Below are 15,866 nucleotides of genomic sequence, written 5' to 3' on the forward strand. Positions count from 1 at the left end.
GGGTTCTTTATGTTTAATGAATTAATGAGAGAAACTGAAAAAAGAATGGAAAAAGCATTAGAAGCAACTAAAGAAGATTTAAACACAATTCGTACAGGTCGTGCTCGTCCTTCTCTGGTAGAAAATATTAAAGCTAACAATTATGGGGTTGCTACTCCAATCCAGCAGATGGCAAAGGTAATGGCTCCAGAAGCCAGACAGATTGTTATTGAACCCTGGGACAAAAATAATATTGAAGCCATTGAGAAAGCTATTATGCAGGAAAACCTTGGTCTAAACCCCAGCAATGATGGTAATGTTATTAGAATTAACATCCCTCAGCTAACCGAAGAAAGAAGAAAAGAATTAAGCAAAATTCTACACAAAAAAGCTGAAGATGGCAAAATTGCAATCCGCAATATTAGAAGAGATGCCAATGAAGAGCTGGAAATGCTTGAAGATGAAGGTGAGATTTCTGAGGATAATATGCACCGGGGATTTGACAATGTACAGGAATTAACCGATGAATACATTGGAAAAATCGAAGCTATTACCGAAAGAAAAGAAAATGAGATAATGGAAGTTTAAAATGTCTTTTAATAAAGAAGAACTTTTAGCTTCTCAACTTAGTGATGCATTAGAAATTTTAGCTAAAAATGAGATCAAATATAAATTGATAGAAACAAAACCTCCATTAAAAAATAGAGAAGAAATTAATTCTAAAATCAAAAGAGTGATTAGGATTAAAGAAAAAGCTGATCATTTAGAAATACTTTGGTCTTTTCAATATAACCGCTAATTTTATGCCCCCTTTATCGAGGGGGTAATTAATTAATTGGAAGGGATGATTTAATGTTTCCTCCTCAAAATATTGCAATAATTATGGATGGTAACGGCCGCTGGGCAAAAAAAAGAAATCTAGCGAGGCGTGAAGGCCATAAAGAGGGTGTGAAAACCTTAAAAAAAATAGTTAAATATGCTGCCAAAAAAAATATTAAATCTTTGACAGTTTATGCTTTTTCCACAGAAAACTGGAAAAGACCAAAATCAGAGGTTAACTTTTTACTTGCTTTGATGAGAAAAACGATGCGGGAAGAAGTTGATGAACTGCTTGATAAAGGTGTAAAAATCAACTTTTTAGGTAGAAAAGATATGTTATCAAAAAAGCTGGTTAAAGAGATAGAGTTAATAGAAAAAAAATCTCAAAAAAATACTGAGCTTATTTTAAATATTGCCTTTAATTATGGAGGCAGAGCTGAGATAGTTGATGCTGCCAAAAAACTTGTGCTTGACTGTAGAGAAAATCAAGTTGAGCTGGCTGAATTAAACTGTGATGATTTTGCAAATTATTTATATCAGCAGGATTTAAAAGATATTGAATTATTGATTAGAACAGGTGGGGAAAAACGTTTAAGTAATTTTTTACTCTGGCAGGCTGCCTATGCAGAATTATATTTTACAGATAAATATTGGCCGGATTTTAAAGAAGAAGATTTTGAGATAGCTTTAAAAGATTTTAAAAAACGCGAGCGAAGATTTGGCGGCCTAAATGATGGTGATAAAGATGCTTAAAAAAAGAATTATAAGCTCTATTATTGGAATAATCATTTTAGTAATTTTAGTTTTTTCTGGTTCTTTTATTTTCTTTTTAACCGTTTCTGCAATAGCACTGCTTGGTCTCCAAGAGTATTGGAGAATGTTGGAAGTTGAATCAACTCTGCTAAAATTTATTTTAAATGCTTCGGGTGTTTTAGTAGTTTTTAACAGCTTTTTGCTGAGCAATGATTATAGACATTTACCTTATGGAATTATTTTATTTATTATTATTATTTTACTTTATTCATATAATATTTATTTTTATGAAGAGGGGTTATTTGTTAAAAATATCTCCTATCAATTTTTTGGTTTAATTTATATTGCTGGTGGATTATCATTTGCCATCTTTTTACGTGATTTTACAATAGGGCCATTTTTTAATACTTCAGCTCTCTGGTTTGTCTTAATTGCTACCTGGCTGACAGATAGTGGTGCCTATTTTATAGGTATGAAATTTGGTAAAAAAGCTATGGCACCTGTGATCAGTCCTAACAAAACTGTTGCTGGTGCAGTTGGGGGAATAGCTACTTCTGTTATATTTATTCTTTCTGTTACTTTGTTTTTTGATTTTTTTAATCTCTATTGGCTGCTATTTTCACTTATTTTTCCTCTGGTAGCCATTATGGGTGATTTATTTGAATCATGTCTGAAAAGAGATTTTAAAGTTAAAGATACGGGAAGCATTATTCCCGGTCATGGTGGTATTTTAGATAGATTTGATAGTTTTATCTTTACTGCTCCACTAACTTATTATTTTCTTTATATTTTAATGGTGGTGAACTAAATGAATATTAAAAACTGGTACAGTAAATATTTTTTAATGCTGCTATTTTTGGTTTTTGCCTTGTTTTTTTTAAGGCATATATTTATTTACTTTACACCCTTTATTATAGCAGCAGTAATAGCAAGTTTAATTAATCCAATTGTTGACTTTTTGGATGAAAAAATACCAATTCACAGAGGCTTTTCGGTTTTAATTGTTCTGCTTCTGGTTGTGGTTATTTTAGCGAGCTTTATTATTATCGGTGGAGCTCAAATATATCTTGAATTAAATAGACTACTGCGTAATCTACCGGACTTTAGAACTATCGATGCTCAAATCCAGTGGTTGGCAGAACAAAACCAGCAGTTAGAATATTTACTTGAAAGCTGGGAGGTTTCTGAAGCGGTTCGGGAATCTATTCGAGCCAATATTCAACTTCTTTATAATGGAATTAGAGATGCAATGATCTCAATTATCAATAATATTTTAGAAATGTTAACTAGATTGCCAAGTGTATTTATGATCCTTTTTATCTCCTTTATTGCTACATTTTTTATCAGCAGGGACAGGGATGATATTAAATCATTTTTGGTTAATCTTTTTCCTGAAGATGTTAAGCCTAAAATCGCCAATGTTTTTAAACAATTAAATGTATCTGCGGTTGGCTATATTAGAGCTTTATTAATTTTGATTACTATAAGTGGTACAATAGCTGGGGTTGGAGTTAATTTGATGGGTTTCGAATATGCAGTAATTATTGGAGTTACTGCAGCTATCCTGGACCTTATACCGATTATTGGTCCGGCCTTACTCTTTTATCCCTGGATAGTTGTATCGATTATATATGGTAATTTTGCTCAGGCTTTTTCGCTTTTTTTATTACATTTATTTTTAGCAGGAGTGAGATCGGCTTCAGAAGGAAAAATAATGGGAGAGAACTTAGGGGTTCATCCTCTGGCAACTATGATCGCTTTGTTTGCTGGGTTTAGAATTTTAGGTGCAATTGGTTTTGTAGTTGGTCCAACATTTTTGGTCATTATTAAAGCAGTAACTGATTCTGAATTAGTAAATATTAGAGATTAATAGCTGTTTGATTTTAAAATAGAGAGTAGTTTAAAGTTTTGCCAGTATTCTGGCAGTGGAGGTAATTAGAGAATGATTTTAACAATTATATCTTTTATAGTGGTACTGGGTGTGCTCGTATTTATTCATGAGTTCGGTCATTATATTACTGCAAAAAAATCGGGGATCATGGTTTCAGAATTTGCACTTGGCTTTGGTCCTAAATTAATATATAAAAAGGTTGGAGAAACACTCTATTCTATCAGAGCAATTCCTTTAGGTGGATTTTGTAATATGGTAGGAGAGTTTCCAGCTGATGAATCGATGGATGAAAAAGAAAAAGAAATCTATGCTAAAGCAAAAGAAGATGGGAGATTATTTACCCAAAAATCTGCTTTAACAAGGCTTGCAGTAATATTGATGGGTCCGATCATGAACTTTTTATTAGCTTTATTAATTTTCATTTTTGCTTTTTCTATTTTTGGAGTTCCAACTTCAGTTACAGGAGAAGCTGTTTTAGGTGAAGTAATTCCCGAACAGCCTGCAGCAGAAGCTGGTTTAAGAGCCAATGATAGAATATTAGCCATTGATGGCACCGAAGTAGAAAGCTGGGAAGAGATGGCTGCTTTGATTCATGAAAATGAAGGCAGAGAAATTACGATTAGATATCAAAGAAATGAGAGCATTAATAGCTTGAGCATAACACCTGTCAGCAGTGATGAAGTTGATGGAGGAGTTATCGGTATTTATCCCCAGTTAGTAAGGGAAAATGTGGGGGTTTTTCAGGCTGTTAGCCTGGGTGTTGTTCAGACCGGGCAAATATTTAGGATGACCATTGCCGGTTTTGCACAGATGATAAGTACCCGCTCTGCTGAAGATATTGGAGGTCCGGTGATGATCGCCTCTATTATTGGACAGGCTGCCAGGGTAGGTATTATAAATGTTTTAAACTGGACTGCAATAATTTCTATCAATTTAGGTATTATTAATCTCCTACCTTTTCCAGCTTTAGATGGAGGTAGAATCAGCTTTATACTTGTGGAGCTGGTGAGAGGTAAACCTGTAGATCCAGAAAAAGAAAGTTATGTTCATTTAGTAGGTTTTGCTATTCTACTGATGTTAATGGTATTTATAATTTACAGAGATGTTATGAGAAGTTTCTTTTAACTAAATTTCTTCATTCTTAGAAGAGGTGGCTTATGTATAAGAGAAGGAAATCTAAAAAAGTATTTTTTGGCGAACAGGCTGTTGGTGGAGATTCAATTATTTCTGTGCAGTCAATGTGTAATACTAAAACAGAAAATAGAGAAGAAACTGTTAAGCAGATTAAAGAATTGTCTGCAGCTGGCTGTGAGATTATAAGGGTTGCTGTGCCTAATTTAAAGGCAGCAGAGGCCTTAAAAGAGATCAAAAAAGCAATTGAAATTCCACTGGTTGCTGATATACACTTTGACTACAGACTGGCTTTAAAGGCCATTGAAAATGGGGTTGATGCTTTAAGAATCAATCCCGGTAATATCGGCAGCAAAGAAAAGATTACTGCAGTTGCTTTAGCTGCCAAGGAAAAAAATATTCCGATTCGAGTTGGCAGTAACTCTGGTTCTCTAGAAAATGAACTTTTAGAAAAATATGGTGGGCCAACTGCAGAAGCACTTGTAGAGAGTGCAATGAGAAATATTAGAATTTTAGAAGCTAATCAATTTTATGAGATTGTTATATCTTTAAAATCAAGTAATATTAAAACAACAATCGAAGCCTATGATTTAATAGCCAAAAAAGTTGATTATCCTTTTCATATTGGGATTACCGAAGCAGGAACCCCCTGGAAGGGAAGTATTAAATCTGCAGCAGGTATAGCCTCTCTATTAACTAGAGGTTATGGAGATACTTTAAGGGTCTCTTTAACTGGAGTTCCTTTAGAAGAAGTTAAGGTTGCCTGGGAGATTTTAAAATCTCTGGGCCTGAGAAAAAGAGGGGTTGAAATAATTTCCTGTCCCAGCTGTGGGAGGACTGAAATAGATTTGATTTCTTTAGCTCAAAAAGTAGAAAGAGAAACTGCAGCAATCGCGAAAGATATTAGCATTGCCGTAATGGGCTGTGCTGTTAATGGACCTGGAGAAGCTAAAGAGGCAGATATTGGTATAGCAGGTGGAAAAAAAGAGGCTTTAATTTTTAAAAAGGGAAAAATCATCAAAAAAGTTAAAGAAGAAGATATCTTAGAAGAATTATTAAAAGAAATAAATAAACTTTAAAAATAAATATTTTTAATGCAGGAGTGATAAAGATGCGCATGTCAAATTTATACTTACCTACTTTAAAAGAAGATCCGGCTGAAGCAGAGATAACCAGTCATAAGTTGATGTTAAGAGCTGGTTTAATGAGGAATCATTCGGCTGGTATTTATTCTTACCTTCCCTTAGGTTATAAGGTGATTAAGAAAGTTGAAAATATAACCAGAAAGCATATGGATGCCAGTGGTGCTCAGGAAGTACTGCTCCCCATTGTCCAGACTGCTCAAATCTGGAAGGATTCTAAAAGGTGGGATAAATTTGGTCCTTTGATGATGAAGCTAACCGACCGCAAAGATAGAGAATATTGTTTAGGACCAACTCATGAAGAAGTGGTAACAGATTTAATTAAAGATGAAATACGTTCTTATAAAGATCTTCCTTTAAATCTTTATCAAATTCAAACAAAGGTTAGAGATGAAATTAGACCTCGCTTTGGAGTTATGAGAGGTCGCGAATTTATTATGAAAGATGCCTACAGCCTTGATATCGATTATGAAGGACTTGATAAAAGTTATCAGGCTATGTATGAAGCTTATGAAAAAACCTTTGCCGAATGTGGTCTTGATGCAGTAGCAGTAGAAGCTGATACAGGGGCAATGGGTGGTAAAGATTCCCATGAATTTATGGTTCTTGCTGATTCTGGTGAAGATCAAATTGCATTTTGTGACAGCTGTGGTTATGCTGCTAATGTAGAAAGGGCTGCTGCTGAAAAAGAAATGATTGATTTTGAATCAGAAGCTGAGATAGAAAAAATACATACTCCTGAGATAAAAACAATTGCTGAACTGGAAGCTTATCTAGATCTCCCTGCAGCAAGGATGATTAAAGCTGTGGCGATGGTAGCAGATGAAGAAGCTGTTTTGGCCCTGCTATCTGGAGAAGATGAGCTCAATGAAATTAAATTAAAAAATCATTTAGCAGCTGATCAATTGAGAGCTGCTGAGGAAGAAGAATTTGCAGAATTATTTAAGAGTACAGCTGGTTTTATAGGACCTGTTGATTTAGCTGGGATTAGAGTAGTTGCTGATCAGCGCTTAAAAAATATCAGAGGGGCTGTAACAGGTGCTAATCAAAAGGACTACCATTTTAAAAATGTTAATATAAATAGAGATTTTGAGGTAGAGGAATTCGCAGACCTGCGTTTAGTTAAAGATGGTGAAGGCTGTTTAGAGTGTCAAGCTGGCACTTTAAATATTAAAGCAGGGATCGAAGTTGGCCATATTTTTAAATTGGGCACAAAATATAGTGAAAATATGGGAGCAAGTTATTTAGATGAAAATGGTAGAACTCAGCCAATAGTCATGGGAAGCTATGGGATTGGAATAACCAGACTTGTAGCAGCTGCCATAGAACAAAATAATGATCAATATGGTATTATCTGGCCGAAAGCTATTGCTCCTTATCAAATTATTATTTTAGCTTTGGGTAATGATGAAGCTGTTGCTGAAAAATCTGAAGCAATTTATCAGGAACTTAAGGCTGAAGGCTGGGAAGTACTGCTTGATGATCGTAAAGAAAGAGCAGGAGTTAAATTTAATGATTCAGAGTTAATTGGTATCCCACTTCGTTTAACCATCGGTTCACGTTCTCTAGAAAATGGAGAAGTTGAAGCAATGATAAGAGAAAATAATCAAAAATTAAAGCTTAATTTAGCTGATTTAAAAGAAAAAGTTGCCGAATTAATGGCTGATATTTCTTAATTGCATTCTGCTTTTGACTTAAATAATAGATTGCTTTTGGCTTTTATTTGGAGGAATAATGATGATCAAAGCTTTATCACTAAATAACAAACAAAATAATAGCTATAAATATTTAATTTGTGATGAACAAAAAAAGATTATTTATTGTATAGCTAATAAAAATCAACCAACTAAGATTAAAAAAGAGCTGCAGGCAGAATTAAGTTTAACTGCTGACTATAAACTTAAAGTAATTAGTGACCTGAGTTTAAAAGAAGAACTATTTTTAGTCTGGCCTCAGATTATTAAGGACTTTAAAAGAAAATTTTCTTTTAAATCTAATTGGCTGCAGAGAGCTAAACTATATCTAGATGCTGATCATTTAAATATTAAATTAGAAACAAAGGTAGCTTATAAAAAATTATCGCAAGCAAAGGTAAAAGATTTTTTAGAAAACACCATAAAAAAATATTTGCATGAAATTAAAGCTATCAGTATTCATAATGGTAATTTTTTAGCTGAAATCGATGATAATAATGATATTGTAGCCGAAAAGATTAAAAATAAAAATAAACTTAAAAATAAAAGCAGACAGAAAGCAGAAGGAAATTCTTCTGCCAAGCTCAAAGCTAAAAAGAATTATGGAAGAGTAATAAGAGCTGCTAAAAGCCATGAAATAAAAGAATTAAATAGTGAGATCCCTAAGGTTGTTATTGAAGCAGATCTCTTTGATATTGACTTTAAACAAACTCGTAATGGCAGTTATTTATATATTTTAAAAATTACTGATTATGACAGCTCTATTTCTGCCAAAACATTCAGTGATAAAAGAGTTCCGTTTTTAGACAGTTTGACTGCTGAAGACAGGATTAAGTTAAGGGGTAAGGTTTCTTTTGACCCTTACAGCAAAGAATGGAATATTATCTTCAATGATTTAATGAAAATTACTAAGAAATCTAGAGAAGATAATGCCCCCCAAAAAAGAGTTGATCTGCATTTACATACCCAGATGAGCTCTATGGATTGTGTGATGAATGTTAAAAAACTTGTAAAAAGAGCTGCAGACTGGGGCCACAAGGCAGTTGCAATTACTGACCATGGTGTTGTCCAGGCCTTTCCCGATGCTTATCAGGCTGGCCAGAAACATGATGTTCAAATCATCTATGGTTTAGAAGCATATTTAGTTGATGATGGAGAACCAATAATCAACAATCCTTACCCTGCTCAAATAGAGCAGACAGAATTTGTAGTTTTTGATTTAGAAACAACCGGTTTAAATCCATCTCAACATGAAATTATTGAGATCGGAGCAGTTAAAATTAAAGCAGGTAAAAAAATAGCTGAATTTGAAAGTTTTATCAATATCGAAAAAGAGGTACCTGCAAAAATAACTGAGATTACCGGAATTAAATCAGAAATGATTGCTGATGCTCCTAAATTAAAAGCAGTGATTAAAGATTTTATTGAATTTATTGGTGATGGTGTACTGGTTGCCCATAATGCAGACTTTGATTATGGTTTTTTAAGAACCGCTCTGCAGAAACTGCAAATTAAGCGGGATGAATATAGTGTTTTAGATACCCTTGCTTTATCCAGAGCCCTTATTAAAGACAGCAAAAATTATAAATTAAATACCTTAGCTGACTATTTTTCGATTGAACTTGATGATCACCACCGAGCATTAGCTGATGCAGAGGCAACAGCAGAAATACTTAAAAAGCTTTTAGCTATTATCAAGGAAGACGGATGGAATCAACTTAAAGATATTAATAATTATATTTCAAAAATAGATTGGAAAGATTTAAGACCTTTTCATGCAGTTTTATTAGCTAAAAATAAAAAGGGATTAAAAAATCTCTATAAACTAGTATCTATTTCTCATCTTGATAATTTTTATCGTAAACCCAGAATTTTAAAAAGCAAACTACTACAGCATAAAGAAGGTCTATTAATTGGCTCTGCCTGTGAATCAGGTCAGATCTATCAGGCATTTATCAATAACAGGCCAAAAAATGAAATTAAAAAAATCGCCAAACTTTATGATTATCTTGAATTACAGCCGCTGGGAAATAATGAGTTTTTGATACCAGACAAAGTAAATAGCAGAGAAGATCTGATCAATATTAACAAGAAAATTTATCAATTAGGGCAGGAATTAAATAAAGCGGTTGTAGCTACAACAGATGCTCACTTTTTGGAGCCAAAGGATAGTATATTTAGGGAGATCTTACAGGCTGGACAAAACTTTGCCGATGCAGAAAATCAGCCCCCTTTATATTATCGGACAACTGAAGAGATGCTGGCTGAATTTAACTATTTTGATCAAGAAACCGCCCGAGAAGTTGTAATCGATAATCCCAATAAAATATTAGCTGAAATAGAGGACATACAACCTATCCCTGATGGACTCTTTACTCCTGAAATAGAAGGAGCAGAAGAGGAAATCAGAGCAATGGCCTATCAAAAAGCACATCAGTATTATGGTGAGCAATTACCTCAACTGGTTATTGATAGGTTAGAAAAAGAACTGAGTTCTATAATAGAAAATGGTTTTGCCGTTATTTATTTAATAGCCCACAAACTGGTTAAAAAATCTTTAGATGACGGCTATTTGGTGGGTTCAAGAGGTTCTGTAGGTTCCTCCTTTGTGGCGACAATGACCGGGATTACCGAAGTTAATCCTCTACCACCCCATTATCGCTGTCCTCAATGTTCTAATTTTGAATTTGTAGATTCTGAGTCAATAGGAAGTGGAATTGATTTAGAAGATAAAAAATGTGAATGTGGAGCTCAATATATTAAAGATGGCTTTGATATACCTTTTGAAGTATTCATGGGGTTTGAAGGTAATAAGGTACCTGATATTGACCTTAATTTTTCCGGAGAATATCAGACTAAGATTCATCGCTATACAGAAGATTATTTTGGCAGAGACTATGTCTATAAAGCGGGAACTATTTCTACTATTGCAGATAGAACTGCTTTTGGCTTTGTTAAAAACTACCTTGATGATCGAGGGATTGAGGTCAAAAGAGCTGAAATAGATAGATTGGTTAAAGGCTGTACAGGAGTCAGAAGGACCACCGGTCAGCATCCGGGTGGTTTGATGATTGTTCCTAAAAGCAAAAATATTTTTGATTTCACACCTATTCAGCACCCTGCTAATGATCAGGAAACTGATATTAGAACTACTCATTTTGACTATCACTCAATTAGTGGTAGAATATTAAAACTGGATTTACTGGGTCATGATGATCCTACCTCTTTAAAAATGCTAGAAGATATGACAGGGATTGAACCTAAAACTATTCCCTTAGATGATCAGGCAACAATGAGTATTTTTTCTAGTACTGAAAAATTAGGGGTAGACCCTGCAGTTTTAGGAACAGATATTGGAACTCTGGGTATACCAGAGTTTGGTACTTTTTTTGTCCAGCAGATGCTGAGAGATACGAGACCCAGCAGCTTTGCTGAACTGGTCAGAATCAGTGGTCTTTCCCATGGAACTGATGTCTGGTTAAATAATGCTCAAAAACTGATCAAAAAAGGTAAAGCTAAATTATCTGAAGTTATTTCTGTTAGAGATGATATTATGAACTATCTCATTAATAAAAACATTGAACCTTCTCAAGCCTTTAAAATTATGGAAAAGGTTCGTAAAGGTAAAGGTCTTTCAGAAGAGGAAGAAAAATTGATGCGGGAGAAAAATGTCCCTGAATGGTATATAGATTCCTGTAAAAAGATTAAATATATGTTCCCTAAAGCTCATGCAGCAGCTTATGTTATGATGGCATATCGGATCGCCTATTTTAAGGTACATCATCCTGCAGCTTTTTATACCACTTATTTTTCTATTAAAGCAGATGATTTTGATGCTCAGCTGGCCTGTAATGGTAAAGCAAAGGTTATTGAAAAAATCAAAGAACTCGAAGCTAAGGGCAATGATATTACTAGTAAAGAAAGTGGAACTTTAAAGGTATTAAAAATTGTTTTAGAAGCAATGCTGAGAGGAATAGAGTTTTTAGCTGTAGACATCTATAAGTCTAAGGCAGTAAAATTCCAGCACCTTGGTGAAAATAAACTGCTTGCTCCACTAATAAGTTTACAGGGTTTAGGTGCTAGTGCAGCAGAAAGTGTTGTTATAGAAAGAGAGAAATCAGATTTTACTTCAATAGAAGAGCTTTCCAATCGAACCTGTTTAACAAAAACAGTTATCGAGATTTTAAAAGAACATGGTTCTTTGGCTGAACTCCCAGAAAAAAATCAGCTCTCCTTGTTCAATAAATAGCTTCAACTATTCAGCAATTTAAACTTGCAAGTAAAAATAAGCTGTGATAGAATTATAAAGGAAAGAGTTCTGATAAAATAGTTTTGTTGATTAGGAGTGGGGGTTATTTTCCCACTCTTTTATTATAGTAAAGCTAAATAATGTTTTTTGCTTAAAATAAAAATTAAATATTAAGAAAGTGGGGTGTTTTATTTGGGAAAAGTTGCTGATTTAGTAACAGAGTTTGTACTTCCAATTGCCCATAATGAAAATTTAACTTTAGTTGATGTGGAATTTTTAAAAGAAGGAAGTGACTGGATACTAAGAGTTTTTCTTGAAAATAAAGCGGGAGAATTAACAATTGAAGAGTGTGAAAAAGTAAGTAGAGCTTTAAGTGTGATCTTAGATGAAGAAGATCCGATCGATAAAAGCTATATACTTGAAGTATCTTCTCCAGGTCTGGAAAGACCGCTTAAAACAAAAGAAGATTTCGAACGTTTTCAGGGAGAATTAATTGCAGTTAAAACCTTTAAGAAAATAGATGGTCAGAAAGAATTTATTGGTATTTTAAAAGACTATCAAGATGGTAAAATTAAAATAGATTTAAGAAATGGTAATGAAATCGATTTAGACGATGATTTGATAGCAAGAGTTAATTTGACATTTGAAATTTAATAATTAGAGGGGGGATTAGCATGAATGTAGAATTCATTCAAGCCCTGGATGATATAGAAAAAGATAAAGGTATTTCAAAAGAAGTACTGCTTGACGCAATTGAAACTGCCTTAGTTTCTGCCTACAAAAAAGATTTTGGTTCTAAAGATAATGTAAGAGTTGATATTTCTGCAGAAGCTGGGGAAGTTAAAGTATATTCTCGTAAAGAAATTGTAGAAGAAGTAGAAAATGAAAACACTGAAATATCTCTAGAAGAAGCCGAAAAAATCGACAGCAAATATAAGGTCGGTGATATTGCAGAAATTGAGGTTACACCTGGTAATTTTGGCAGGATTGCTGCCCAAACCGCCAAACAAGTTGTTATGCAGCGGATTAGGGAAGCAGAAAGAGATGTGATTTATGACCAGTTTAAAGAAAAAGAAGATGAGTTAATTACTGGTACAATTCAGCGTTTTCACAATGACAATATTTTAATCGACATGGGTAAAACTGAAGCCCTTTTACCACCATCTGAACAGATAGCTGGTGAAAAATATGAAATAGGTAAAAGAATTAAACTTTATGTAGTAGAAGTAAGCAGTACCAGTAAAGGTCCGAGAATTTTAGTTTCTCGTACTCACCCTGGTCTTTTAAAAAGATTATTTGAGATTGAAGTTCCAGAAATTTTTCAGGGACTGGTTGAAATTAAAGCTGTTGCCAGAGAAGCAGGTCAGCGTTCTAAGATGGCAGTAGCAAGCAAAGATAAACAGGTTGATCCAGTTGGTGCCTGTGTAGGTCCTAAAGGAATGCGGGTACAGGCTGTTGTTGAACAGTTGAATAGAGAAAAAATTGATATTGTAAAATGGGATGAATCACCAGAAGTTTTTGTAGCTAATGCTTTAAATCCTGCTGAGGTAATCGATGTAAAAATCAATAAATCAGATAAAATTGCAGAAGTAGTTGTCCCTGACTTTCAGCTTTCACTTGCAATTGGTAAAGAAGGTCAAAATGCCAGACTTGCTGCAAAATTAACCGGTTGGAAGGTTGATATCAAAAAAGAATCTGAAACAGCTAAAGCTCAAAAAAAAGCTGCAGAAATAGAAAAAAGTGCTCAAGAATTAGAAGAAAGTTTAAGTGAGTTTGAAGAAAGTGCTGAAATGGAAAGTGAAGAATTAGAAGCTGATGATCAAGCAAAAGAGCTTGAATAAAAAATAATTTAAAGAGATTAAAATAATTTAAGGAGGATTGAGATTGCAGAAAAGAAGCCCTATTCGTAAATGTGTAGGTTGTGGTGCCAGAAGAGATAAAATAGAATTATTAAGAGTGGTTAATAATAAAGGAGAGATCCTGGTTGATCCAGGTGGAAGAACACCAGGAAGAGGTGCCTATCTCTGTCCTAATATGGAATGTTTTGATAAAGCTGTAGAGAAGAATTCACTCGAAAAAGCTTTGAAATTTGAAATTACCGATGAAATTTATGAAAAAATTTCGGAGGAGATTAAACATGATTAATTAACAACAGAATATTTTGGAGGTGCAAGTATGGGAAAAATTAGAATTTATAATCTAGCTAAAGAGCTGGATAAAGATAGTAAAGAACTATTAGATATATTAGATGACTTGGGAGTTGAAGTTTCAAGTCATATGAGTACAATTACAGAAGAAACAGCAGATCTAGTTAAAGCAATGTATAAAGAAGATGAGGAAACAGCAGAAGAAATAACAGAAACTGAAGCAGCTGAGGAAATAAAAGAATCAGAAATGAACGAGGAAGCTGATTCAGAAGCAGCTGAAGCTTTAGAGGCAGTAGAAATAGAAACTCCAATAACTGTTAAAGAGTTTGCTGAAAAAATTGATAAACAGGCTAATAATATAATTGTAGAGTTAATGAATCTTGGAGTAATGGCTAATGTAAACCAGAACCTTGATCAAGATACTCTAGAATTATTAGCTGCTGAATTAGATATCAAGATTAAAATCAAAAGTGAAGAAGAAGAAATTAAATCAATGCGGATCGGACCTGAAATTGAAGATAAAGAAGAAGACCTTGAAGCAAGACCACCGATAGTTACAGTAATGGGTCATGTTGACCACGGAAAAACTACTCTGCTTGATGTAATTAGAAAAAGCAGAGTTGCAGTAGCTGGAAGTGAAGCTGGTGGAATTACCCAGCATATTGGTGCCTATCAGGCAGAAATAGATGACAAAAAAATAACATTTATCGATACACCTGGTCATGAAGCTTTTACAGCAATGAGAGCTAGAGGAGCTCAGCTAACAGATATCGCTATTTTAGTTGTAGCTGCTGATGATGGTATTATGCCTCAAACAGAAGAGGCAATTAACCATGCTAAAGCTGCTGGGATTCCGATTATTGTGGCAATCAATAAAATTGATAAAGCCAATGCCCAACCAGAAAGGGTTAAACAGGAATTAACCGAATATGGTTTGGTTCCAGAAGACTGGGGAGGCAATACAATTTGTGTAAATGTATCGGCCCTTCAGGAAACCAATATTGATGAATTACTTGAAATGATAATTCTGGTTTCAGAAATGGAAGAGCTGAAAGCAAATCCAACCCGCCTTGCTGAAGGTGTTGTCATCGAAGCTGAGCTTGATAAGGGTAGAGGTCCAGTTGCAACTGTACTGGTCAAAAACGGTACACTTAGAGTAGGAGAAACCCTTTTAGCAGGTTTAACCTGTGGTAGAGTTAGAGCTATGTTTGATGAATTTGGAGAGAATATTGAAGCAGCCGGACCTTCAACAGCAGTTGAGGTCTTAGGTTTAAATGATGTCCCTAATGCTGGTGATTTTGTTCAGGTTTTAGAAGATGAGAAAAAAGCTAAAAATGTTGCTGCTGATAGACAGGCAGAAAAAAGACAGCAGGAAATTCAGCAGGATGCTAAAGTTTCTCTTGAAGATCTTTACAAACAGATTCAGGAAGGTGAAGTTAAAGAATTAAATATCATCATTAAAGCTGATGTTCAGGGTTCAATTGAGGCTTTAAGAGCTTCATTATTACGACTTGGGACTGATGAAGTAACTGTAAATGTTATTCACACCGGTGTTGGTGGAGTAAATGAAACTGATGTTAACCTGGCCAGTGCTTCTAATGCAATTATTATTGGCTTTAATGTTAGACCTGATAATAATGCTTTAAAAGTTGCAGAAAAAGAACAGGTTGATATTAGAACTTATAGGGTTATTTACAAAGCACTTGAAGATATTAAAGATGCGATGGCCGGTCTGCTTGATCCAGAGCTAAAAGAAGAAGTTACAGGAAGAGCAGAAGTTAGAGCAACCTTTAAGGTGCCTGATGTAGGTATAATCGCTGGTTCATATATAACTGATGGACATGTAAACAGAAATTATGATGCCCGTCTGATTAGAGATGGTGTTGTAATCCATGAAGGTACAATTTCTTCTCTAAAAAGATTCGAAAATGATGTTAGAGAAGTAAAAGAAGGCTATGAATGTGGAATTGGAATCGAAAATTACAATGATATCAAAGAAGGAGATATTATTGAATTCTATACTTATAGGGAGATTAAAAGATCCTTATAGAGGTGAAAAAA

The 15,866-nt window shown here is 34.2% G+C and carries 13 protein-coding genes; all 13 read left to right on the forward strand.

Features of this window, described 5'->3' with window-relative positions:
• The first annotated feature begins 9 nt into the window (after positions 1-9).
• The 13 genes from frr (at position 10) to infB (ending at position 15,855) form a co-directional block, all read left to right on the forward strand.
• Entirely contained in the window at positions 10-567 is a 558-nt protein-coding gene (frr, locus tag LJ207_RS00595; protein ID WP_229343071.1) for a ribosome recycling factor, read from the forward strand.
• 1 nt (position 568) lies between these two features.
• Positions 569-778, forward strand: coding sequence for a hypothetical protein (locus LJ207_RS00600; protein ID WP_229343074.1), 210 nt, complete (start codon positions 569-571; stop codon positions 776-778).
• A gap of 53 nt (positions 779-831) precedes the next feature.
• On the forward strand, positions 832-1,551 hold the full coding sequence (uppS, locus tag LJ207_RS00605) for an undecaprenyl pyrophosphate synthase (protein ID WP_229343076.1): 720 nt from the start codon (positions 832-834) through the stop codon (positions 1,549-1,551).
• Positions 1,529-2,359, forward strand: a complete 831-nt coding sequence (locus LJ207_RS00610) for a phosphatidate cytidylyltransferase (RefSeq protein WP_229343077.1) — start codon at positions 1,529-1,531, stop codon at positions 2,357-2,359. The genes uppS and LJ207_RS00610 overlap by 23 nt, the downstream gene beginning before the upstream one ends.
• Positions 2,360-3,421 (forward strand): sporulation integral membrane protein YtvI, encoded by a 1,062-nt coding sequence (gene ytvI, locus LJ207_RS00615; RefSeq protein WP_229343079.1) that lies wholly within the window; start codon positions 2,360-2,362, stop codon positions 3,419-3,421.
• A 72-nt stretch (positions 3,422-3,493) separates the two neighbouring features.
• Positions 3,494-4,567, forward strand: a complete 1,074-nt coding sequence (rseP, locus tag LJ207_RS00620; RefSeq protein ID WP_229343081.1) for an RIP metalloprotease RseP — start codon at positions 3,494-3,496, stop codon at positions 4,565-4,567.
• Between the two features lie 32 nt (positions 4,568-4,599).
• A complete protein-coding gene (ispG, locus tag LJ207_RS00625; protein WP_229343083.1) occupies positions 4,600-5,652 on the forward strand; it encodes a flavodoxin-dependent (E)-4-hydroxy-3-methylbut-2-enyl-diphosphate synthase in 1,053 nt (350 codons plus the stop codon).
• A gap of 32 nt (positions 5,653-5,684) precedes the next feature.
• Complete coding sequence (locus LJ207_RS00630) at positions 5,685-7,391, forward strand: proline--tRNA ligase (protein WP_229343085.1); 1,707 nt, start codon at positions 5,685-5,687, stop codon at positions 7,389-7,391.
• Between the two features lie 61 nt (positions 7,392-7,452).
• The gene (locus LJ207_RS00635) at positions 7,453-11,658 is read left to right on the forward strand and encodes a PolC-type DNA polymerase III (protein WP_229343088.1); all 4,206 of its coding nucleotides are present in this window, start codon (positions 7,453-7,455) and stop codon (positions 11,656-11,658) included.
• 183 nt (positions 11,659-11,841) lie between these two features.
• On the forward strand, positions 11,842-12,312 hold the full coding sequence (rimP, locus tag LJ207_RS00640; protein ID WP_229343090.1) for a ribosome maturation factor RimP: 471 nt from the start codon (positions 11,842-11,844) through the stop codon (positions 12,310-12,312).
• 20 nt (positions 12,313-12,332) lie between these two features.
• Positions 12,333-13,499 (forward strand): transcription termination factor NusA, encoded by a 1,167-nt coding sequence (nusA, locus tag LJ207_RS00645; RefSeq protein WP_229343092.1) that lies wholly within the window; start codon positions 12,333-12,335, stop codon positions 13,497-13,499.
• 43 nt (positions 13,500-13,542) lie between these two features.
• Positions 13,543-13,803, forward strand: a complete 261-nt coding sequence (gene rnpM, locus LJ207_RS00650; protein WP_229343094.1) for an RNase P modulator RnpM — start codon at positions 13,543-13,545, stop codon at positions 13,801-13,803.
• Between the two features lie 30 nt (positions 13,804-13,833).
• The gene (gene infB / locus LJ207_RS00655) at positions 13,834-15,855 is read left to right on the forward strand and encodes a translation initiation factor IF-2 (RefSeq protein WP_229343096.1); all 2,022 of its coding nucleotides are present in this window, start codon (positions 13,834-13,836) and stop codon (positions 15,853-15,855) included.
• Positions 15,856-15,866 lie beyond the last annotated feature (11 nt).

The organism is Halanaerobium polyolivorans, from assembly GCF_020711195.1.
GTDB classification, from domain to species: Bacteria; Bacillota; Halanaerobiia; order Halanaerobiales; family Halanaerobiaceae; genus Halanaerobium; species Halanaerobium polyolivorans.